General features: G+C 36.7%; 21 protein-coding genes and 1 pseudogene. 19 read left to right on the forward strand and 3 right to left on the reverse strand.

The window, feature by feature from the left end:
* Positions 1-660: 660 nt before the first annotated feature.
* From GHD00_RS07560 to GHD00_RS21050, 13 genes and pseudogenes are all read left to right on the forward strand, one after another.
* On the forward strand, positions 661-1,980 hold the full coding sequence (locus GHD00_RS07560) for an ABC transporter substrate-binding protein (protein ID WP_240468639.1): 1,320 nt from the start codon (positions 661-663) through the stop codon (positions 1,978-1,980).
* Between the two features lie 100 nt (positions 1,981-2,080).
* Positions 2,081-2,995, forward strand: a complete 915-nt coding sequence (locus GHD00_RS07565; protein ID WP_205600728.1) for a carbohydrate ABC transporter permease — start codon at positions 2,081-2,083, stop codon at positions 2,993-2,995.
* 15 nt (positions 2,996-3,010) lie between these two features.
* Complete coding sequence (locus tag GHD00_RS07570) at positions 3,011-3,844, forward strand: carbohydrate ABC transporter permease (RefSeq protein WP_163537544.1); 834 nt, start codon at positions 3,011-3,013, stop codon at positions 3,842-3,844.
* Positions 3,845-3,916: 72 nt separating this feature from the next.
* The gene (locus GHD00_RS07575; RefSeq protein WP_163537545.1) at positions 3,917-4,795 is read left to right on the forward strand and encodes a sugar phosphate isomerase/epimerase family protein; all 879 of its coding nucleotides are present in this window, start codon (positions 3,917-3,919) and stop codon (positions 4,793-4,795) included.
* A gap of 67 nt (positions 4,796-4,862) precedes the next feature.
* A complete protein-coding gene (locus GHD00_RS07580) occupies positions 4,863-5,828 on the forward strand; it encodes a Gfo/Idh/MocA family protein (protein ID WP_163537546.1) in 966 nt (321 codons plus the stop codon).
* Positions 5,829-5,854: 26 nt separating this feature from the next.
* Entirely contained in the window at positions 5,855-6,985 is a 1,131-nt protein-coding gene (locus tag GHD00_RS07585) for a Gfo/Idh/MocA family protein (RefSeq protein WP_163537547.1), read from the forward strand.
* Positions 6,986-7,192: 207 nt separating this feature from the next.
* Entirely contained in the window at positions 7,193-7,876 is a 684-nt protein-coding gene (locus tag GHD00_RS07590; RefSeq protein ID WP_163537548.1) for a YesL family protein, read from the forward strand.
* A 44-nt stretch (positions 7,877-7,920) separates the two neighbouring features.
* On the forward strand, positions 7,921-9,243 hold the full coding sequence (locus tag GHD00_RS07595) for a glycoside hydrolase family 125 protein (protein ID WP_163537570.1): 1,323 nt from the start codon (positions 7,921-7,923) through the stop codon (positions 9,241-9,243).
* Between the two features lie 168 nt (positions 9,244-9,411).
* Entirely contained in the window at positions 9,412-10,515 is a 1,104-nt protein-coding gene (locus tag GHD00_RS07600; RefSeq protein WP_163537549.1) for a GntR family transcriptional regulator, read from the forward strand.
* A gap of 156 nt (positions 10,516-10,671) precedes the next feature.
* A complete protein-coding gene (locus GHD00_RS07605; protein WP_163537550.1) occupies positions 10,672-11,079 on the forward strand; it encodes a VOC family protein in 408 nt (135 codons plus the stop codon).
* A gap of 159 nt (positions 11,080-11,238) precedes the next feature.
* Positions 11,239-11,541 carry a Dabb family protein gene (locus GHD00_RS07610; RefSeq protein WP_205600726.1) on the forward strand — a complete coding sequence of 101 codons (303 nt, stop codon included), beginning with the start codon at positions 11,239-11,241 and terminating at the stop codon, positions 11,539-11,541.
* A gap of 460 nt (positions 11,542-12,001) precedes the next feature.
* The gene (locus GHD00_RS07615) at positions 12,002-13,288 is read left to right on the forward strand and encodes a purine/pyrimidine permease (protein WP_240468640.1); all 1,287 of its coding nucleotides are present in this window, start codon (positions 12,002-12,004) and stop codon (positions 13,286-13,288) included.
* An 887-nt stretch (positions 13,289-14,175) separates the two neighbouring features.
* Positions 14,176-14,310 (forward strand): annotated as a pseudogene (locus GHD00_RS21050) (VOC family protein); the annotation flags it as partial.
* A gap of 78 nt (positions 14,311-14,388) precedes the next feature.
* Here GHD00_RS21050 and GHD00_RS07620 read toward each other — a convergent pair.
* Positions 14,389-15,915, reverse strand: coding sequence for an extracellular solute-binding protein (locus GHD00_RS07620; RefSeq protein ID WP_163537573.1), 1,527 nt, complete (start codon positions 15,913-15,915; stop codon positions 14,389-14,391).
* A 406-nt stretch (positions 15,916-16,321) separates the two neighbouring features.
* On the opposite strand from GHD00_RS07620, the gene GHD00_RS07625 reads away from it, so the two are divergent.
* The gene (locus GHD00_RS07625) at positions 16,322-17,116 is read left to right on the forward strand and encodes a mechanosensitive ion channel family protein (RefSeq protein WP_163537551.1); all 795 of its coding nucleotides are present in this window, start codon (positions 16,322-16,324) and stop codon (positions 17,114-17,116) included.
* Positions 17,117-17,251: 135 nt separating this feature from the next.
* Here GHD00_RS07625 and GHD00_RS07630 read toward each other — a convergent pair whose 3' ends face one another.
* Positions 17,252-18,031: an alpha/beta fold hydrolase gene (locus GHD00_RS07630; RefSeq protein ID WP_163537552.1), complete on the reverse strand. Its 780-nt coding sequence runs from the start codon at positions 18,029-18,031 to the stop codon at positions 17,252-17,254.
* Positions 18,032-18,174: 143 nt separating this feature from the next.
* Between GHD00_RS07630 and GHD00_RS07635 the strand changes: the two genes are divergently transcribed.
* The 5 genes from GHD00_RS07635 (at position 18,175) to GHD00_RS07655 (ending at position 21,485) form a co-directional block, all read left to right on the forward strand.
* The gene (locus GHD00_RS07635; protein WP_163537553.1) at positions 18,175-18,429 is read left to right on the forward strand and encodes a hypothetical protein; all 255 of its coding nucleotides are present in this window, start codon (positions 18,175-18,177) and stop codon (positions 18,427-18,429) included.
* Positions 18,430-18,502: 73 nt separating this feature from the next.
* Positions 18,503-19,120, forward strand: coding sequence for a pyridoxamine 5'-phosphate oxidase family protein (locus GHD00_RS07640; protein ID WP_163537554.1), 618 nt, complete (start codon positions 18,503-18,505; stop codon positions 19,118-19,120).
* Position 19,121: 1 nt separating this feature from the next.
* On the forward strand, positions 19,122-19,445 hold the full coding sequence (locus GHD00_RS07645; protein WP_163537555.1) for a CHY zinc finger protein: 324 nt from the start codon (positions 19,122-19,124) through the stop codon (positions 19,443-19,445).
* A 56-nt stretch (positions 19,446-19,501) separates the two neighbouring features.
* The gene (locus GHD00_RS07650) at positions 19,502-20,989 is read left to right on the forward strand and encodes an FAD-binding oxidoreductase (protein WP_163537556.1); all 1,488 of its coding nucleotides are present in this window, start codon (positions 19,502-19,504) and stop codon (positions 20,987-20,989) included.
* The gene (locus tag GHD00_RS07655; protein WP_163537557.1) at positions 20,979-21,485 is read left to right on the forward strand and encodes a hypothetical protein; all 507 of its coding nucleotides are present in this window, start codon (positions 20,979-20,981) and stop codon (positions 21,483-21,485) included. Before GHD00_RS07650 ends, GHD00_RS07655 begins: the two co-directional genes overlap by 11 nt.
* A gap of 7 nt (positions 21,486-21,492) precedes the next feature.
* On the opposite strand, the gene GHD00_RS07660 is transcribed toward GHD00_RS07655, so the two are convergent.
* On the reverse strand, positions 21,493-21,783 hold the full coding sequence (locus tag GHD00_RS07660; RefSeq protein WP_163537558.1) for a transposase: 291 nt from the start codon (positions 21,781-21,783) through the stop codon (positions 21,493-21,495).
* Positions 21,784-22,254: the final 471 nt, after the last annotated feature.

The following is a 22,254-nucleotide window of genomic DNA, read 5'->3' on the forward strand; positions in this document are numbered from 1 at the left end:
ACTAGCATAAACGTTTTAGGTTCGATTTTTATTCCTAACTTTCGAAAGGTTTGAATTTAGAGAACCAGATATTCCTTTAAATTTCCCTCTATTTGTTGAATATTTTCCGTATGTAGTAAAGCTGGAATCAATAGAAACCTTAAAATTCGACTTTTTCACATAAAAGTTTGACTATTGGCACCAAAGGTTATATATAAATAGTGTAATTGATATATCAATATAACAATACGCAGATATAAAATATTAACATATACCTATTGACACTAATTATATGGTGTGTATAATAAATGGTAACGGTTACATTAAATGAACTTAAAAATGATTTTGGAAATTAAACTAACCGAATGGAATAATGATTTGAAAAATCACATAAAAATTATAAAGTTGATATATAAATATATCTATTTATATCTATCAATTAATATATCTACATATATAAGCAGAGTATTTAATTTTTTACAACATTTTGTATACGTTTACATTCCTTCCGTCTGATTTTTCCATCCTTTGTATTTCGTCACCATGTTATTAGATTAATAAGTGAAAAAGTGTATGACAAAACTTATATAGTTTTGTTTATATAAATTAATAAGAGGGGAGTGGGAAATATTTCATTTCAGCTCAATCTATTTCTAAAATTAAATTAAGGGGGTTTTTCCTATGAGAAAAACAAGGATAAAACTTGTAAAGTGCAATCTTCTTTTGTTATTGATGGCGTTTGCAGTTTTGGTTGGTTGTTCTTCAGAGGAAGGGGCTGGTTCTGATAATAATTCAGATTCGGGTAATGAAGAGGGTCAAACTACAGTGAAATTTTGGCATCCAATGACTGATACATCTGGTGATGCAGTGGAAGAGGTTATTGAAGCGTTTGAAAAACAAAACCCTGATATTAACATTGATGCAACATATATTGCGAACCAAGGTGAAGGACAAAATGAAAAGCTCCTAACAGCAATAGCTGGGGGGAATCCGCCTGATGTTGCATACTTTGACCGTTTTGAGGTAGCTTCATGGGCAGCACAAGGATCTTTAGAAGAATTGACAGACTTTGCTGAAGATGACGGAATTACAAAAAATAAGTATTATGATTTTGCTTGGGCAGAAGCTAGCTATGAGGGTGGACTATACGGTATCCCGACAACTACAGATTCCAGGCTGCTTTTTTACAATAAAGATCATTTTGATGAAGTAGGTTTAGACCCGGAAAATCCACCAACGACTATAGATGAATTGGAAGCGGCTGCTGAAAAACTAACAATCAAAGAAGGGAATCGATTTGAGCGAATTGGATTCATACCTTGGTATGGTCAAGGCTGGTTCTATGGATGGGGTTGGTCATTTGGCGGAGATTTTTATGACCCATCTACTAATACTGCAACTGCCGATCATCCTAAAAATGTAGAAGCGCTTGAATGGATGACCGATTTTGCGCAAAAGTATGGTGTTGAAGAAATTGCTGGATTTACAGATTCTCAAGGAGATGGGGCAATGGATCCATTCCTTACAGGTCAACTAAGTATGAAGGTAGACGGTAACTTTGGTGTTGCAAGTATCGAAAAATTCAAACCGGATTTAAATTATGGTGTTACTCCTATGCCAACTCCAACTGGTAAAGATCATACGACCTGGTCTGGTGGATGGAGCGTAGTTATGCCTAAAGGGGCAGAAAATCAGGAAGCTGCTTGGGAATTTTTGAAGTTCTTTGGCGGTGAAGAGGGCCAGAAGATTTTTAGTGAAACAAGCAGAGACTTTTCAGTCATTGATTCCGTAAATGAAGAGTTAGGTTATAAAGATGACTCCATATTTTCAGAGTTTATTAATATTCTTCCGAAGTCGAATGCACGTCCAGTAATGACCGAAGGTTCTCTTTATTGGAATGAATTAGCTGATGCAGTAGAGAATGCAACTCGTGACAATGGAACCCCACAAGAGATCTTGGAAGAAGTTAGTGACAAAGTAAATGAAGCACTTGAAAATTAAACTAAATATATGAAGGGAGAAGTCTATTCTCCCTTCATTATTTTAAAAAGGGTGTTTAATGATGAAACAAGTAACTAAAAATTCTACAATGCAAACTCAAATGCAAGGATCTTTTGCTAAACCAAAAAAAAGAGCAATGTTGAAAAACTCGTCCATTCCAGGGTGGCTTTTTGCTTCTCCTTGGGTGATTGGTTTGTTGTTATTTTATGCATTTCCGTTAATTTCATCCATTTATTTTAGCTTTACGACTTATAGCATCTTGCAGCCGGGTGAGTTTGTTGGATTTAAAAATTACAGTGATCTTCTACACGATGGCCTATTTTGGGAATCCATTTACAATACGATTTATTTTGCCGTGTTTTTTGTTCCGTTAAGCATTATTATAGGTATTGCTTTAGCGATGATGCTGAATATGAAAGTAAAAGGAATGTCCATTTACCGTACGATGTTCTTTTTACCTACTCTTGTACCTCATGTTGCACTAGCTGTGTTGTGGATGTGGTTGTTAAATCCAGGATTTGGCCTAGTGAACGGCATGTTAGAAGTAGTAGGTATTACAGGACCGAATTGGCTAGGTAGTGAAACCTGGTCGAAGCCTTCCCTTGTTTTAATGTCTTTATGGGCAATTGGTCAGCCGGTCATCATTTATCTTGCTGGTCTTGGTGATATCCCGCAGGAATTTTACGAGGCTGCTGAAGTAGATGGTGCTAATTGGTTACAAAAAACATGGAAAGTGACCCTTCCGTTATTGACCCCAGTTATTTTCTTTAATTTAGTGATGGGAGCAATAGGTGCCTTTCAACAATTTACATTGCCATACACATTAACACAAGGACAGGGATCACCGGCTAACTCGTTAACTTTTTATGTAATGTACTTATATGACAATGCCTTTAAATTTTTCAAAATGGGATATGCATCGGCAATGGCTTGGATACTCTTTGTGATTATCATGGCTCTTACGGCAGTTATATTTCTTACATCTAAACGTTGGGTACACTATCAAGGCAAATAAGGAGGTGCGATTCATATGCAGCCAAAAATGAAGAGAAATATTCAAAGAACAATTGCTCAGATTTGTTTGATTTTAGCTTCAGTATTTTTCATCATTCCGTTTTTGTGGATGGTATCGACATCCTTAAAACCAATTACACAGGTGTTTACCTTTCCGCCTGAGTGGATTCCTAATCCGTTTCAATGGAGCAATTATGTTGACGCAACACAATATATTCCTTTTTTTACGTACTTGAAAAATACAACGCTAATAACCGTATTAAGTACACTTGGTGTTATTCTCTCGTGTCCATTAGTTGCATATAGTTTTGCTAAGTTGGAATGGAAAGGTCGCAATGTCATGTTTGCGATTACAATAGCGGTGATGATGATACCAATGCAAGTAACAATGATACCGTTATTCTTGCTATTTAATAAGATCGGCTGGGTTGGTACACCGCTGCCATTAATTGTTCCTGCCTTTTTCGGGGTTCCATTTTCTATTTTCCTCATGCGACAGTTTTTCATGGGACTTCCTGATACATTGAGAGATGCTGCAAAAATTGACGGTGCTAGCGAGTTTCGGATCTACTGGCAGATCATGCTTCCTTTGGCGAAGCCTGCAGTGTTAGCGATTGGTTTATTTCAATTTATGAATGTTTGGACTGATTTTATCGGGCCGTTACTCTACTTAACAGATGAAACACAATATACCTTATCATTAGGGCTGCAGCAATTCCAAAGTCAGAAAGGTACAGAATGGGGACTAATGATGGCGGTGTCGACGATGATGACACTACCAATAATCATTTTATTCTTCTTTATGCAACGGACGTTTATTCAAGGGATTACATTTAGCGGTATTAAATAAGTGTATCTTTAATAAAAATAGTAAGGTTTAATTTTTAATATATTACTAAATTACAATATGGAGGACTTAATGATGAATTATCAAATTGGTATGAGACTTTCACCTCAGATTGGAAATATGGGAATAGAAAGAGTGGCGAAATGGGCTGGCAGTATTGGCCTTGATGTATTAGATGTGCCTTATTTAACGAAAGAAGTAAAAAAAGTAAGTGAGGAAAATGGCCTCGACATTGGATCTGTTGATGGGAAAGGGGCTGTTGGGAACACAAAACTATTAAGCAAGAATGAACCTTCACGGGCAGAAGCGGTTGAAACCATTAAGCAACAGATGACAGAGATGTCTGAGTTAGGTGGAAAGGTAATGTTTATGTGCCTTATTCCTGAGGATGTTCATACACCTCGCAAGGAAAGCTTTCAAATTTGGAGGGAAACGTTCCCTGAAATTGTAAGGCATGCAGAGGAAAAAGGGATATATATCGCTTTGGAAGGATATCCGGGGCCGGCTCCGCAATATCCAACGATTGGATGTACACCGGAAATGCTAAGAGCGATGTTCAATGAAATTCCATCTAAACACTTTGGTCTTAATTATGATCCATCCCATTTAGTTCGATTAGGTATTGATTACTTACGCGTATTAACGGAGTTTGGTGATCATGTCAATTATTGTCACGGAAAAGATACAGAGATTCTATCGGATGAATTATATGAATTTGGTGTGTTGCCAGCTACTTTTGGTCCGAATTACGGTTTTTCGGAAGGTTCCTGGCGTTACACAATTCCAGGACATGGGGAAGTAGAGTGGGATAAAGTTGCCATACGTTTAGAAAAGATAGGGTACCAAGGTCCGGTAAGCATTGAGTTGGAAGATCATCGTTATTGGGGTTCGTTAGAGGCTGAGAAGCAAGGAATTGTAAAAGCAAAAGAGCACCTTGAGCTATATCTAAAATAAAATGTATTTCGTTTTATTTATTTACTTTTTCTGAAGTGAATGAAAAAATCTTTTGAGGAAGTGAAAAATGGAAAAAGTACGTATTGGAATCATTGGAACTGGTGGTATTGCTCATTTACATGTCAAACATTTAAAGGAACTTGTTGATGTTGACATTGTTTCTGTAGCTGATCCAAGTGAAAATAATCGACATGCGATTCTTTCGAAATTTCAATTAGAAGATGTGAAGCAATACAGTAACCACAAGGGGATGCTAGCTGCAATTAAGTTGGATGCAGTTATTATTTGTTCGCCGCATACCTTGCATTTTGAGCAAGCAATGGATGCGATGAATAATGGTTGTCATGTGTTAATCGAAAAACCGATGGCTTGTTCAGAAGAAGAGGCACAACAGCTGATGAAAGCGGCCGATAGATTAGGCAAGGTTCTTCAAGTGTCTTACCAACGTCATTTTGATCCTGAATTTCTATTTATTCGTAACGCGATTGCTAATGGTAAGCTTGGTAAGCTTACATCTGTAACTGCTTCACTCTATCAAGAGTGGAAGCAAATCACTGAAGGAACATGGCGTCAAAATCCTAATTTATCCGGTGGCGGGATGTTAATGGACTCTGGAAGTCATATTATTGACGTCTTACTATGGACAATTGGCTTATCTCCGATTGATGTTACGTCACAAATAGAATGTCATAACACGAGTGTTGAATTAGATTCATTTACCTCTATGCGTTTCGAAAATGATGTTGTCGTGGGGATAAATATCGTAGGGTATGCTCCATGCTGGCATGAAACGTATGTTTTTTGCGGAGAAGATGGCGCTATTTTCTATGAAAATGGAAAAATTACGATTCGTAGATTAGGAGAAGAACCGTTCATACCTTCCTTGCCAGAAAAAACAACAAATCAAGACAAAAGCTTTGTCGATGCTATTTTAGGAAAGCATGATGTGTTGGTGCCAGGGCAATTTGCAAAAGAGGTAGTGCAATTGACGGAGAGAATTTATCGATCAGCAAGCTACACACAAGTAAAATAGATGAATTATAAGAGAGGGGAAGGGTAATGAAACAAATGGTTAGGATAGGAATTATTGGTAGTGGTGGAATTGCAGCTGCACATGCAAAAGCTTATCTAGAAATGGATGATGTACAAATTGTTGGAGTAGCCGATATTATTCCTGGAAAAGCAGAGGAATTTATTAAAAGGGTAGAGATCAAGGATGCACAAGCATTTGACGATCACAAAAAACTATTAGACCTGGATTTGGACGGAGTAAGTATTTGCACACCAAATGTTGCCCACCACAGCACAAGTATTGATTCCTTGCTGGCTGATAAACATGTTCTAGTCGAAAAGCCTTTGGCAGTAACTCTCGACCAAGGTGTGGAAATGGTTCAAGTAGCTAAAAAACAAAACAAGATGTTGTCTGTTGGATTCCAGCCTAGATATGACCCTAACATGCAGGCAGTCAAAGATATCGTTCAATCTGGACGCTTGGGAAATGTTTATTATGTACAGACTGGCGGTGGACGTCGCCGTGGAATGCCGACTGGTACGTTTATAAATAAAGAATTAGCCGGTGCTGGTGCGATGGCTGATATTGGATGCTATTCGTTAGATTTAGCATTAAATGTCTTAGGTTATCCGAAACCATTAACAGTATCTGCTTATACTTCCAATCACTTTGGCACAAATCCAAACTACCATCCTGAGGCAGATAAGTTCGAAGTAGAAGATTTCGGTATTGCAATGGTACGTTTGGAAGGCGGAAAAGTACTTAACTTTAAAATTTCATGGGCGATGCATATGGACTCTCTTGGGTCAACTATCTTCCTTGGCACAGATGCTGGTCTTAAGTTAACGCCAGCTGGAAGTGGCCCGTGGAGCGGCGTTTGGGATGGGGGAATTGGATCCATTAGCCTGTATCATGACATCAATAACCATCATGTGGATACAGATATACCGGTTCAAAAACACAACATTGATATCTTTGCAGAAAAAGTGCGTGATTTTGTCGTTGCAATCAAAGAAGAAAAGCCTGCACCAATTCCAGGAGAACAAATCGTTATTAACCAGGCGATTATCGATGGTATTTTACGATCTTCTGAAAAAGGGAAGGAAGTAGATATTCATATTCCCGAAATTTTAAGTGGGCGCAGTAATGTGAATAAAAATAAGGTAGCTAATGAGTAGGATGTAATTTAAAAGCGGATCGACGTTTATGGAGGCTGTCCGACTAGCCATCTAGAAGTCGGAGGCCTCTACTATTTATTTTTTTTGAAAAAGTGAACTAGCGAAAGGTTTGGAGTTAAGTATCTCAGTTCTCCAGCTTTACTAGTTTTACTAATGTTAATAGTGTGGTGTTCTAGCTATTTTTTTAAATTTGAGGAGAGGGTTGCATTGGAAATCAGTGGGGTTTCAGGTAAAGTTTATAAAATTACGGATTGGATCATGGCACTTGCAACAGCAAATTTTCTATGGTTTGTTTTCAATTTACCAATCGTTTATTTAGTATTCATTATGCTATTAACAGAGAGGCTTCTTGAATGGTTAGCTTTAGGAGCTTTTGTCGTTATTCTCGCACCATTTGTTTTATTTCCAGCAACAACAGCGATGTTTGGAGTAATTAAGAAAAGAGTGATAGATGAGGATATAAAATTAATTCGGACGTTTTTCATTCATTATAAAGAAAACTATGTAAGAAGTATGCTTGGTGGACTTATTATATGTTTGGTGCTGGTGATCTTAGCTGTCGATTATTACTTTTTTATGGAAAATGTAAGTAAGTTATTTGCGTATTTCTTCTTTATTATTGCATTTTTTTTATTAGTGTTTACACTGCATTTTTTCTCAGTCACCGTCCATATGTATACAAGTCTATTCGGAGCGATGAAAAATGCTTGCCTAATTACGCTTGGGAATCCACTTTTGACTTTAGGGATTGGATTATTTAGCGGGTTCATTATTTATTGTAGTTTTCAAATTATGACGTTTTTAATTCCTTTTTTTATGGGATCTTTAATTGCGCTTGCTTCTTATTTCGGGTTTTTTAAATTTTTTTTAAAAGTGCAAGCTTTTAAATAGTTTCACTTTATATGTTTGAGAGAGGAGAGGTTTTAATGGAGCTAATGACAACGCATGTACCAAAATCTTTAAATAAAGTAATTGGGGAAGTTGAAAAGTACTTCTCGAGTAATGAAAAAATATCTAAATTATTTCGAAATTGTTTTCTAAATACATATCAGACTACTTTAACGGGGAAAGAGGATGATACCACATTTGTAGTAACAGGTGATATTCCTGCGATGTGGCTAAGAGATTCAGCTTCGCAAGTTCGTCCCTATTTAATGGTCGCTGCTGAAGATCGACAAATTGCAAAGATAATTAAAGGTGTAATTCGGAGGCAATTTGATTATATTTTACAAGATCCTTATGCCAATGCATTTAATGAAACGGCAAATGGGAATGGGCATCAAACCGATGAAACGGATATGTCTCCAATTGTGTGGGAACGAAAGTATGAAATAGATTCCCTGTGTTATCCAATTCAATTGGCTTATCTATATTGGAAAGAAACAAACGATCATTCCATATTTGATCGTACATTTTTTGATGTGATACGAATGATTCATAAAACGTGGAAGGTAGAACAAAACCACAACGAACTGTCCTCGTACCGATTTAATCGTAAAAATGTAAGAAGGATAGATACACTTCCTAATGGTGGAAAAGGTGCGGAAACTGCTTGGACAGGGATGACTTGGTCTGGCTTCCGTCCAAGTGATGATACTTGCTTGTATGGCTACCATATTCCGTCAAATATGTTTGCAGTGGTTGTTTTGGATTATGCAAAAGAAATAAGCCGACAATTTGGAGAACTGGAATTGGGGAAGGGATGCGAGGCGCTAGGAAAAGAAATAAAAAATGGTATTGAACAATATGGAACAATTAATCACCCTTTATATGGAAGAGTTTATGTTTATGAGACAGATGGTAAAGGCAACTATGTTATCATGGATGATGCTAATGTACCTAGTTTGTTGGCTGCACCATATCTAGGATATTGTGATTATAAGGATGAAACATACCAGAATACAAGAAAGCTAATTTTAAGCAGGGAAAATCCATATTACTATGAAGGGAAAATAGCTAATGGTATAGGAAGTCCACATACACCAGATCACTACATTTGGCATATAGCTTTGTCCGTTCAAGGGATGACTTCAATATCAGCAAATGAACGCCGAAAAATATTACAATATCTTACAACGACTGATGGTGGGGAAGGGTATATGCATGAAGGCTTTCATGCGGATAATCCTGCTGAATATACGAGAAGTTGGTTTGCGTGGTCCAACTCGATGTTCAGTGAGTTTATTTTAAGTCTTTCTGGGAAAGCAATTAAGGATACTCCATTGTATAGGGAGTTGGATAAGATAATGAAAGATTAAGGAGTTCTATGCTTTTGAATGATACTTTGTTGAAATATACGCACTAAAAACTAGAGTGTTTTCTCAATTTATGGGAACAGAATTATATCAAATTCAATATTAGCTTTTTTGGTATTATTGTTATATCATTATATATCAATAAGAGGTTTTAACATCTGAGGTGACAGAATGAAATCCTTGTATGAACAAGTCTATGAAACATTAAAGAAGGAAATTACTTCAGGAAAGCATAAAGTGGGTGACCGGATTCCGTCAGAGAAAAAATTATCTGAAACTTTCGAAGTTAGTAGAATCACTAGTAAGAAGGCACTAGAAAAACTTATGCATGAAGGTTATGTATATCGTCAGCGGGGGAAGGGTACATTCGTTTCAGATTTCCAAAATGAAAAAAATGCAAATAAGAACTCCGTTAAAAAGAAAACGCCATTATTCGGATTAATTGTTACATCCTTAGGTGATGATGCTTTTGGTAGCGGTTTTGTGAATTCCATTATAGAAGAATCAAGTGGAAAAAGTTTGATCATATTAAAAAGTTCCTTAGGTGTTCCTGAGCGAGAAGAACAAATAGTAAAAGAATTACTAGATTACGGTGTAGACGGCATTATTGTATCTCCGGCACAGGGAGAACACTATGGCTCAGAAATACTAAAAATGGTAGTGAATAAGTTTCCATTAGTATTAATTGATCGCACCTTCAAGGGGATAGCAGCTACTTCCGTTTCTACCGATAATCAAGAAGCAGCTAAAAAAGGTGTGAATTTTTTATTTGAGTTAGGGCATGAAGATATTGGTGTGATGATGCCAACGAATTATGGCGCGACAACGATAGAAAATAGATTAAGTGGAATTGTTAGTGCTTTTGCAGAAAAACAAGTAAAAGTTAATCGTGATCTTTGGTGTTCAGAGATAAAGAGTACCTTACCAATTCCGCAAGCTACTCCAGAGGAAGATATCGAAATCATTAAACAACACATCAGGGATAACCCGGAGATGACAGCGATATTTGCGTTGGAATATGCTATTGCTTTATTAGTAAAGAATGCAGTTGAACAATTAGGGATGGATGTACCAAAAGATATTTCTATTCTTTGTTTTGATAGTCCATCACGAACTGATGTAGTGTGTAATTTTACATATATCAAACAAAACGAAGAGGAGTTAGGCAAGACGGCATTACAAAGATTATTAGGCATGTATCAAGGCGAAGCTGCCATTAAGAAAGACCGGATACCAGCAGAATTGATCATTGGTAATACGACAAAAGCTATATAAACCAAGTATCCACCAAGAATGAGAGGCGGTCTATGAACGCCTCTTTCTAATTTGACATTTTAAAAAACGAAAAATTGGGAGTAATGAAAATACTGTGTTAAAATAATGAAAACGTTAACAACAAATGTGTGAATTTAGGTGAAGGAGGAGAAAAAAATGATCAAAAGAATTGGTCATACCGCATTTACTGTTGAGAATATGGAGAAATCATTAGAATTTTATTGTGATCACTTAGGATTTGAAAAACTATTTGAATTACATAATAAAGACAACGAGCCATGGATTATCTATCTCAAAGTGTGTGAGGGGCAATTTATCGAATTGTTTTATGGGGGAAAGAAACGAAATAACATAGATAGTGAGACGATTGGTTATAATCATTTATGTTTAGAGGTGGACGATATTAACGAAATTTCAGACCATCTTAAAGGAAAAGGGCTAACATTAGATGTGGAACCACAGCAAGGATTAGATTTGAATTATCAATGTTGGATAAAAGACCCTGATGGAAACCGGATCGAATTCATGCAGCTACACCCAGATTCACCGCAATTAACTAAATAACGTAGGTGTGAGGCACATCTCCGTGTTTTTGTTTGGTCTTGTTATTTTCTATATTAGACAACAAAATCAAAGTCAGCTGTCCGATGCCTAAAATGGACATTTGTCCATGTTTGGGGTACATTAAGAGTTATCAATAATTATTGGAAAGGGATGATAAACATGTATGATCATATGGTATTTTTTAAATTCAATGATAGTTTAACGCAAGAAAAGGAGCAAGAATTGTTAGGCAAGCTCAAAGCCTTTAAAGGAGTAATTCCAGGTATTGTTGAGTTGACTGCAGGAATTAATGTTACTGAGGAAAAAGAAAGAGGTCAAGGATATACATTAGGTCTAAGAGTGACGTTTGAAGATGAAGAAGCATTAAAGAATTATGGTCCACATCCAGTTCACCAAGACTTTGTTGCATCTTTAGAAGGTGTTATAGAAGACGTCATTGTTGTTGATTATCCTATAGAGTAAAAAATCGTTTTTACATATTAGAGAAGTTATTCATCGGCTTAACAACTTTCGTATAGTAATCAGTTAACAGATTTTCTATTAATCTAGTGTATTATTCCAATTGTTTGTCCATAATAGGAATATTCCCCTAACATATAAGGCAGCTATTTAGTATGAATATATCATGCTAAGTAGCTGCTGTTTTTTTTATACTATCAAATTCCTGTAACTTTTAACTACACATAGGGTCTTGTTTTAAAGAAAACTCGTCGATTGACGAGCCTTTGGCGAAGTCAGAGACGTAGTTGTCCTTATCTATATTCCTAAAATTGTCCACTACGTCGAAATTGCTTCCTTGCTGACAATTTATGCTTTGGACTTTAAAGATGGTATAGACTTAGGTTGATTGTTTGGAGCTGATTTTTGTCGTGTTATAATAATGAAATGATTGGAATTTCATGTAAGGGTAGGGGAGTTTGATTTGAGAGTACAGTCTTTTACTAATATAACAATGGAGACGTTACAATGGTTTATCTTTCTATTAGCAAGCTCCGTTGCATTACCGATTGTAATTGGAGCTATTTATGATATGAGTTTTACGGAAGTGTCTGGATTAATGCAACGGACATTTTTTATCGTAGGAATAGCTTCTTTATTACAAGGTTTGTTCGGACATAAGCTTCCCATCATGGAGGGGCCTGCGGGGATATGGATTAGTATTTTTTCTGTGATGGCTGTAACTGGGATTCAGCAAGGAACTTCATTGAATGATACATTGCGTGTTTTAGAAGCTACTATGATAATGACAGGGGTCTTTCTATTTTTATTTGGCATTTTTAAAATTTCACAAAAGATCTTGCCTATTTTTACTCCATTGGTTACGGGAACATTTTTCTTCCTTTTAACGGTGCAGTTGAGTGGGACTTTCTTGCAAGGGATGCTCGGTTTACAAGGAAGTTCGAATACAATTCAGCTTTCTGCAGCCTTGATTGCTTTTATTACCTTTGCCATTGTGCTCGGATTATCGATTTTTGGTAAAGGTTGGCTCAGCAGTTATGCCATATTTATAGGAATTGTGATTGGTTGGATTATTTACGAGGTATTTATTGGAGGGCCTGAGCAAAATACGAATGTTGCCATGTTTTCCTTACCAGAATGGTTTGCTTTTGGCGTGCCGGCATTTGATTTCAGTATTATACCAATCGCTTTTATTACGGCTATTATTCTGATTTCCAATGTGGTTGCTTCTGTCGTTGCTGTCAAACAGACGTTGGGAAAAGAGACAAAGGATAGCAGAGCAGAAGTAAATCGAGGAACTATATTTTCAGGGATCAATCATAGTCTAGCTGGTGGGTTTGCTTCGATAGCTAATGTTCCCCTTTCGACTTCTGCTGGCTTTATAGGATTAACAGGTCAAAAAGGAAAAAGGCCGTTTATTTATGCATCGATCCTACTTGCTTTGATTGCTTTTTTTCCGCCAATTGTATCTTTCATCTCTAGCATACCATCACCGATTGCGAATGCGGCACTGATGGCGTCCTTTGTACAATTAGTTGGATTAGCGGTTCATAATGTGACGATGGAACCATTGGACTCACGAAAAGTGACAATCGTCGGAATCGCCTATTTAATTGGAATGGGTACGATGTTTTTGCCTGCAGATGTTTTTGCAGAATTACCCTCTATCGCACAAAATTTGATGAGTAATGGTTTACTAGTTGGGACTGGGCTTGTGATTGTGTTAGAGCAATTATGGAAAGAAAACTGATTTGTAGATTTTACTAAAACGAGCTGAACTTTGGTACCGTTTCTTTTCTTCGTCGTTCAATTGCTTTCGTTTAGATAATAGCTCATAAGCGGTTAATTCGTCAGTTTTTTTCTTTATTTTGCAATCATGAAATACCTACATTTTTACATATATTAGTCAAATCGCTTAATCAGTTTCAATTTATCTTGTTCATTTTAAATTTTGGTACTTATCCACTTTCTTAGTTCCAAATTTATGATCTTGAATTTCATTTTGGTACTGAAACCGGCTTTAAGTACCATATTGGCTCGCTTGCTACCTATGTTTGGTTCTTACTCGTCTTTTCAGTGCTATTTTGATTTCGTACTTCTATATTTTCGTACTTATTTTTTAGTAAGAAAAGATTTGATAAAAAATTTAGAGCATGTAGTCTATGGTGATTTGAATAGCAATAGTGAGAAAAAGGAGAAAGGCTGTAGTATAGGTGCTGATAGCTAAGGTTTTTGTGGTGATGCCTTTTTTGGTTACATATTGCATAAAAAGGCTTGTAATGATAAGTATCGCCCAAACCGTGATGCCCCACCTATTAAATAAGTGGGGGGAATTTCTCACCCACCCTATAAAAATAACGATATGACATAATGCAAATATCCAGCAGATTAGTTTCATCAGGATAAACTCCTTATTATTTTGAATAAGTGGTTTTAAGCCTTTGTTACTTTAGGATTAACAGAGTATATGATGTTTTCATTACTTACATACATACATGAAATAGCTTTTTTCCTCTTTTTCCTCTTTTGCTGTACCATTTTATAATATAGAAAGGTTGTTCCTTATAGAAAACGAATACTTAATGGAAAGGTGTTAGAAATGTTTAATAAGATTCATCATATTGCAGTTATGTTCCAATTAGAGAGTTTTATGCAGATAAGCTCGGTTTAGAGGTAATAGATGAGAAATATAGAGAGGAAAGGGGTTCTTATAAACTTAACTTAGCCTTAAATGGAGTTTATATTTTGGAGCTGTTTTCTTTTCTGGACCCTGATACCCCTCCCTATTGAGGTATATCAAAAATAAACATAACGGTTCTACGAAAGGAGTAGAACCGCTACTAGAAATTATTATTGATTTTGCCATTGTTGGGTATATTCTTCGATGACTTGTGCTCCGCCTTCACTTCTCCATTTTTCTATCGCTGCTTCGAAACCGTCCATATCAATTTGCCCGAGGAAGTATTGATATGTCGCATCTTCCATGATTTGTGTAAGTGTTTCTGACTTTTCTGACCAGGTTTGAGATTCTAGTGAAGCGGTTGGGTCATGAACTAAATAGTCATTATTGTCTACGTAAAGGTCATCTGCTTTTGCTCTAGGTTCATATTCATAATATCCCAAATAGCGTCCATTTGTTTCAGGTTCCCCTATTTCAAATGGCGTGTATGGACGGATTTCACGATTATAAGCATCCATATTGTCCTCTATGACTTTAGCTTTTCCGTCAATGATTTCATGATGTTCTCCTTCTACTCCCCAGTAAAGCAGGTTGGACCCTTCAGGTGTCATGAGAAAATCGAAGAAGGATAAGATACCCTTTAGCTCTTCTTCCGTTTCTACTGTTGCTTTTGGAAAGATTAACATACTTCCATAGCCAGGGATAGATCTTGTACGGTATTCACCATCTGGACCTTCGATATAATTATGAACATCCAATGTAACATCGGGATTAATAGCAACAGCATCCTGATACATTGGCTCGACATCTCCCATTGTTCCAATATACACACCTGCTGTGCCATTCTTTAACATTGCTTGTTGATCAGTTTTACTAGTTACAGGTGCATCCTTGTTAATATAGCCGTTATCAAATAAACTTTTGAAGTAATCCATTGCTTCACGATATTCCTCGAACATAAATTGTGGCATGAGTTGTCCATCTTTTTCTCCCCAATTATTAGGGGCACCATGCCATGTCGCAAAATTTTCAAAAGTTCCTAAAATTTCTCGATCTGTTAGGCCAATGGTATCATCCTCACCGTTTCCATCAGGGTCGTCCTCCGTAAAAGCTCGCATCATTTCATATAGCTCTTCTAAATTAGTAGGTGTATCTAAACCGAGATTATCTGCCCAATCTTTTCGATAGATTAAACCTTGGCGGGATAGTGGACGCCCAGCATATAATGTATATATCTTACCGTCAATCGAAGTATTATGCAGTACCTCTTCTTTAAGCTTGCTTAAGTTTGGAAATTCATCAAGGTACGGTCCAATTTCCCAATATTGTCCATCACGAATGGCATCTTTTTGTTGATCTAACGTCACATCCTTCAGTAGAAAAACATCAGGCAAGTTATTCGTTGCGATTGCTGTATTTAGACTCTCTGCGTAATTATTGTCTGGAACCCAGCGAATTTCTAATTCAGTATTCGTAGCCTCTTCAAGTAATTCTTCTAAATGTTCGTCAGGTGTTTCCGGTACGTGCAGATTAAACATCATAGAAATTTTTTGGGGGTTGTCTGTATTTTCTTTAGGAGAGTCTTGGTTATTCTGAGATTCTATTGAAACGTTTTCATTATTACTGCAAGCAAATAAGATAATAGCCAATAATGTCCAAATAACAGCATACATTCCATACTTATGATTTTTCCACATCATTTTCACAATCTCCCTTTACTTTATTTTTTAAATATTTCTTAAGCTTGATACCTTATTTCATTGAATTCCCCCTTACATTTTTGAAAACGTTGTTAAAAACAATTTTTTAAAACTATAGAAATATATTACATTTAATAACTGATTCTGTAAATATATTTTCTCTAAAGAGACAAAGAAAGACCAATTGAACTATTGTTAGACAAAGTTTGATTGGCACCTTGTAAAAAAGTAAATTTTTAGTGCATTTGGTTTATTTTTTAGCATTATATGGATGTTTTATTTAAAATTGTATATTACTTTGTTAAAATATTGGTTAATTTGACGTTTTGCTCTTCTTTGATAGGGGTACATTGTAGAAATGTAAGAGCATGAAGCCATCAAGCAGATAGAAAGGAATGATCATATGGATTGGTTAGAAATTGCCATGCCCATAATTAAAAACATTGCCTTAGCCATTATTGTATTAATTGTCGGGTTAATGGTGATAAAAGCAATCACGAAATTTATCAGTACTAGAATTGAGAAATCAAAAATGGATGATAGTTTAAAACCATTCTTAGTATCGCTGATTGGTGCTATATTAAAGATTTTATTAGTGCTGACGGTTGTATCAGTATTAGGGGTTGAAATGACATCATTTGCTGCCATTATAGCTGCTGCAGGTTTTGCGATTGGTTTGGCCTTTCAAGGTTCGCTTTCCAACTTTGCTGGCGGTATTTTACTTTTAACACTACGACCATTTCGAGTAGGGGACTACATAGAAGGGGCAGGTTATAGTGGCACGGTTAATGGCATTCAGATATTATACACGGAGTTAGTGACACCAGATAACAAAGTCATTTTTATACCTAATGGAAATTTATCCAATACAGGTATTACGAATTATTCTGTGAAAGAGACACGTCGTGTAGATTTTAAATTTGGTACTGGCTATGAAGCAGATACAAAGCATGTATTAGATACATTAAAGCAAGTGGCGGACAATCATTCGCTAGTATTAAAGGATCCTGAGCCATTTGTTCGAATGTCGGAGCATGGAGACAGTGCGGTTGTATATACGGTCAGAGTATGGGTCAATTCACCAGATTATTGGACTGTATATTTTGATATTATAGAAGACGTGAAAACAAAATTTGATCAAGAAGAAATCTCCATCCCTTATCCTCAAATGGATGTACACATTGATCAGCAGCAATAAAAAATAATATATGACAATAGCCATTGCATGTGAAAGCTTGCAATGGCTATTTTTAGAGTATATGTAAACTAGGGCTTTCGCCATTAAGGCGATAAGCCAGTTTTTCTTAAGGATTTTATTATTCATCAACTATAACTATACTTTGATTCCTTTTCTTGTCACCCATTCTTGTATAATTGCATTACATTCATGATAAAAACGTGTGGGAACTTGGTGTTTGGATTTTTGCACATATACCACTTCTACATCTTTTACAAGCTCACGGTATTTCTTTTGATAAGCATGAACGTACAAATCTCTAGCACCATATATCAGAAGTAACGGGACTTCTAAAAGGTGAAGCTTGTCTAAGCTGTTATATACTAGCCCTGCTTGATATTGTTTCGCAAGCATATCAGGGTCTGTATCCACAATTTCGTCCATCATTTCCTTTGCAGCTTGATTATCCTTAAAATGGTTTTTAGCAAGCCCAGCTGCCAACAGTTTGATCCAGTGTCTTTTTGCGACCCAAATACCAAGTTGATATTCCTTTCTTAACCAAAAGTTGCTTGTATCATAGTATCCACCAATTAAAATAATTCCAGCTGTCCGATCTGGAAAAGTGAGGGCGAATTCTTGAGCAATGCATCCGCCATTAGAATAGCCGCAAACAACCGCTTTATCAATGTCATTATGATCTAATATTGTTTTTACATCATGGGCTAGTGTATGAACATCAAATGACGCTTTCGATTTCTCACTACGACAATCTCCTCGCACATCAAACGTAATCACTTGGCAGTTTTCCTTTAAATATTTTTGATATCGGAAAGTAAGATGTCCCATGCCTGGCGGTGGGATAAAAATAATGGGCGTACCGTTGCCTTCTGTTTCATAATATATAGCAGGATCATTGCCTTCTCTAGCATATGGCATTTGCTTCATCTCCTTATGTATCCAATCCTCCGCATTTCGTTACTATCCCACAATTTTTTAAGGTTATGCTCAATCCAATAAAAGTTATTTTATCTCCATATAATTGGTATTTAATGTTAAAATAAAAGGTATTAAGAGAGTATATGTGGGGTGTTTCTATTTTTGCGATAAGTTTGATTGTTCTTGTTGCTATTTTACTTGTGCTCGCTTTGTTATATTATTTGTTTTTTTCACTTGAGTTTATCCAACCTACATCGGTTCAACAGCAGCTTTTCGGTATACATATCACCATATTTGGTGGATTGATCTATCTAAAAAGTGGAGCGGTGCCAGCCTTTGTTATCATGCTTGTAGGGTTTGGGATTGGTGTAGTGGCTAGCTTTAAAGGAAGAAGTTGAATCATGGTTTAGAAGGTAGAGGCGTGATATGATAAATAGATACATGGAATGATTCATAGAAAGGAAGAGCATCATGTCGAGAGGAGAGCGATTATTACAAGAGAAGTATGGAACCGGTAAACGAGCGGCGTCTTTTTATCGAAATCAAATGTTAAATTTTCTTAATCAACAGATGAGAAGTTTTATTGCCGAGCAAACGATGATGTTTATCGCAACAGCAGATGCGAATGGTAATTGCGATTCCTCTTTTCGTGCTGGATTACCAGGGTTTGCTGTGGTACTAGATGAATATACCTTAATGTACCCAGAATATAGAGGCAATGGTGTGATGGCAAGTCTCGGGAATATATCAGAGAATCCTCATATCGGTATTATGTTTATTGATTTTATTGAACAGCAAATTGGCTTACATGTGAATGGACAAGCTTCGATCGTTGAACATGACGATTTGCAGTTACTAAAAAATATAACATCATCTCTGTTGGAAGAAATAGAGGAAAGGGAAGGAAATAAACCGGAAAGATGGGTTCAGGTAAAAGTAGAAGAAGCGTATATTCATTGTTCTAAACATATTCCAAAGTTGAAACCTGTAGAAAAAATGATGGACTGGGGAACGGATGATGAGAAGAAAAAGGGTGGCGACTTTTTTCATGCTAAAAGAGAACAAGTAAAAAAAGCGAGGAAGGTATAATATGCCGAGAGTTTATGGATATATTGTTGATCATCAGACAAGATGTGAGCATTATCATACGAAGCTAGATGTTATTGCGATTAAATTTAAGTGCTGTCAAAAATATTATCCGTGCTATAAATGTCATCAAGCTTGTGAGGATCATGATATAGAAGTATGGAAAGCAGCTGAATTTGATGAAAAAGCGATCTTGTGCGGTGTGTGCGGAAAAGAACACACAATAAATGAATATCTCCATACAGATCGTTGCATTGAATGTAAAGCACTGTTTAATGAAGGATGCAAGAACCATTATCATCTTTATTTTGAGCAGGGCAATTGTTAGATTTTGATAAATTAGAACGAATGGACAGCGGAAATTAAGTATTAGTAGGGGATCGTATGAAAAAATTAGGGGAGCTAACAAAAAAGCCTTGGTTTCTTGCGATATTGGTTGGGGTTTTAGGTTTTGTGCTTTTATGGAATATCCCAGTTGAGAAACGAAAATATGGATTTTTTCAAGATGGCTTGGCAACGGATTATACTGGCTTGCTACCAAAGCAGATTGAAAGAGTAGTAGAATCAAAAAGCCAAGAGCAATTGCAGGAGATTGTTCAGAAGGCCAATCAGAAAGGGCAGCATATTTCGGTTGCGGGATTGCAACATTCGCAAGGTGGTCATACATATTATGAAGACGGTGTGGTGCTTGATATGCGCCCTGTTAATGAAGTGTTAGAGATCAATAAAGAGGAGAAAACGGTCAAGGTAGAAGCTGGTGCGACTTGGGAGGAGGTACAAGAGGCGGTACAACCGTTAGGGTTCGCTTTACAGGTGTCACAGTCGCAAGCGATTTTTACGATAGGTGGATCATTGTCTGTAAATGCTCATGGTCGGGATATACGGTTTGGACCCATGGCTAGTACTGTCAAAGAGATGACGGTGTTAACGCCGGTTGGTGATGTAAAAAAAGTTACCCGAGCAGATGATGAAGAATGGATGCGATATGTACTAGGTGGATATGGCTTATTTGGTGTCATATTAGATGTGACGTTGAAGTTAACCGATAATGAGATATATACCATTCATACAGAGGAGCTATCAGCTGCTGATTACCCGAAATATTTTGATCGACTATTAGATGATAGTAAAACGGCGATGCATTATGCGAGAGTAAGTGTAGCGCCAAGTTCATTTTTAGAAGAAATGTATGTCATTGATTATCGAAAAACAGGTGAGATAGATAAACAGAAATCGCTAAAAGGAGAAGAAGGAGTACGTTTGAGTAAAATAGCTCTTGATTTAGGCAGGCAAGGTGGTATTTTCGAAGATATCTTTTGGTCTGCTCAAAAAAAGTATATTGATTCGCTTGATGGAGATAGGATCACGAGGAATAATGCGATGCGTTCGGAATCGAATTTTATGGAGTTCACCAAGCCGGGACGTGTAGAGGTTTTACAGGAATTTTTTGTGCCATTGGATGAGTATAAGACGTATTTAAGAGAATTAAAGCAGTTGCTTCCATCTAACGATCAAAAGGATGACTTTCAAATACATAATATTACGGTAAGATATGCAGCGGAAGATCAGGTGACAAGCTTAAATTATGCGCAGGAAAATATGGTTGGACTTGTCGTATTGATTCAGCATGGGTTGCAAGATGAGCAGATAGCGGAGGCAGAAAGCCTCATACAGGATTGGACCGATTTGACATTAGAACATGGAGGGACCTATTACCTTCCTTATTATCGATATCAATCGAGGGAACAGTTTCAGGCAGCATACCCGAATTGGAAGGATTTCTTAGAAGAAAAATTAGAGCGGGATCCGAACGAGGTGTTTCGTAACATGTTTTATGACTATTATTTGAAAGAGGGAGACGATGACGAATAAGATTGCGCACAAAATTCCACTTGTGGTGACAGTTGGACAAGTGGCGATTTTTCCCTACTATATTTTGTGGCTAAAGCAAGTGTCGATGACATTTACCTTATTTGCATGGTTGTTTGCTATCTTTTCATTTTCTGCTGCATTAGGATTTCGGGTCTTTCAAACAAAAAAAGATCAAACTCGCTCTTATATTTGGCTAGTTTATGTCGGAATGGGTGTGGTATACCTTGCGGTGGGACAATTAAATCAGTATATGGACTTTTTGATATATGCTGCTGTTGTGTTACAAGTTATACTGGGGTTTCTGCAAGGGTATTTTCGCGCTTGGCATATTGAACAAAAAGCTTATCGTTTACATGCTGTCGATCATTATCTTATGGTCGGCGCTATTATAATTGGGTTATCCTTTATTCATATTCTTTCGCCAGTGATATTTATTCAATCATTCGGTTTACTTTTGTTTTTATGCGCAATGGCAGAACTTTTAGTTAAAAAGTAATCCACTATCATGACCATTCTTTATGTATTTGTGAAGCAATCAAATAAAGAAAATAAACACCTAAATATGCACCAGTGATTAAAAAGAATGGGTTCAGAAAAATTCCATGAACTTTCGTCATAAATACCGCATTGTCTCGTATCACTCGATAAATAGTTAGAGCTGAAATATTACCGAAAATCAATGCAGATATGAGAGCTATCCCATGATAAATCAAGTGAGATTTCGGCCATTTTTTCTTCAAAGCGAACATGAACAGCAGCACAAATATACTGCCCATTATAATGAGTAACATCATGTTATCACCCCCTATCATTCTCTCCAAATCGATGCCCTATTAATCAACATTCACTAGAGGCCCCTCGAAACATTTGAATCCTAACGAATAGCTATTGTCGTATTCATTATTGTTTTACTTACACAGTAGAACAAAACTGCGCAATAGTCAAAATTTGTCTTGATGTAGCTTCTTCCATTCTAGTTTGAGATGTGTACTATCATTCGCTCCGTCAGAATACTTCGCTAATAAAGAAGTTCTACCTTTCAGGAGAATAGGCGCATAGGAACTTATTTCTTTTGTGCTCTTTCTTTCTTCCATCAGAACACCACACAAAGCGGAGGCAAGATACGTAGACTCCAACGGGAACAGCACGAGCCGCAGACCCCGCAGGAAAGCGACTTTTGCTTTCTGAGGAGGCTAAGGCCGTGCCGCGTGCCTAGCAAGCCGTTCATTGCTAATTGGTGAAAGTCCAATCCAAGTAAGTGCCAA

The organism is Gracilibacillus sp. YIM 98692 (assembly GCF_010993965.1).
Lineage (GTDB): Bacteria > Bacillota > Bacilli > Bacillales > Amphibacillaceae > Gracilibacillus.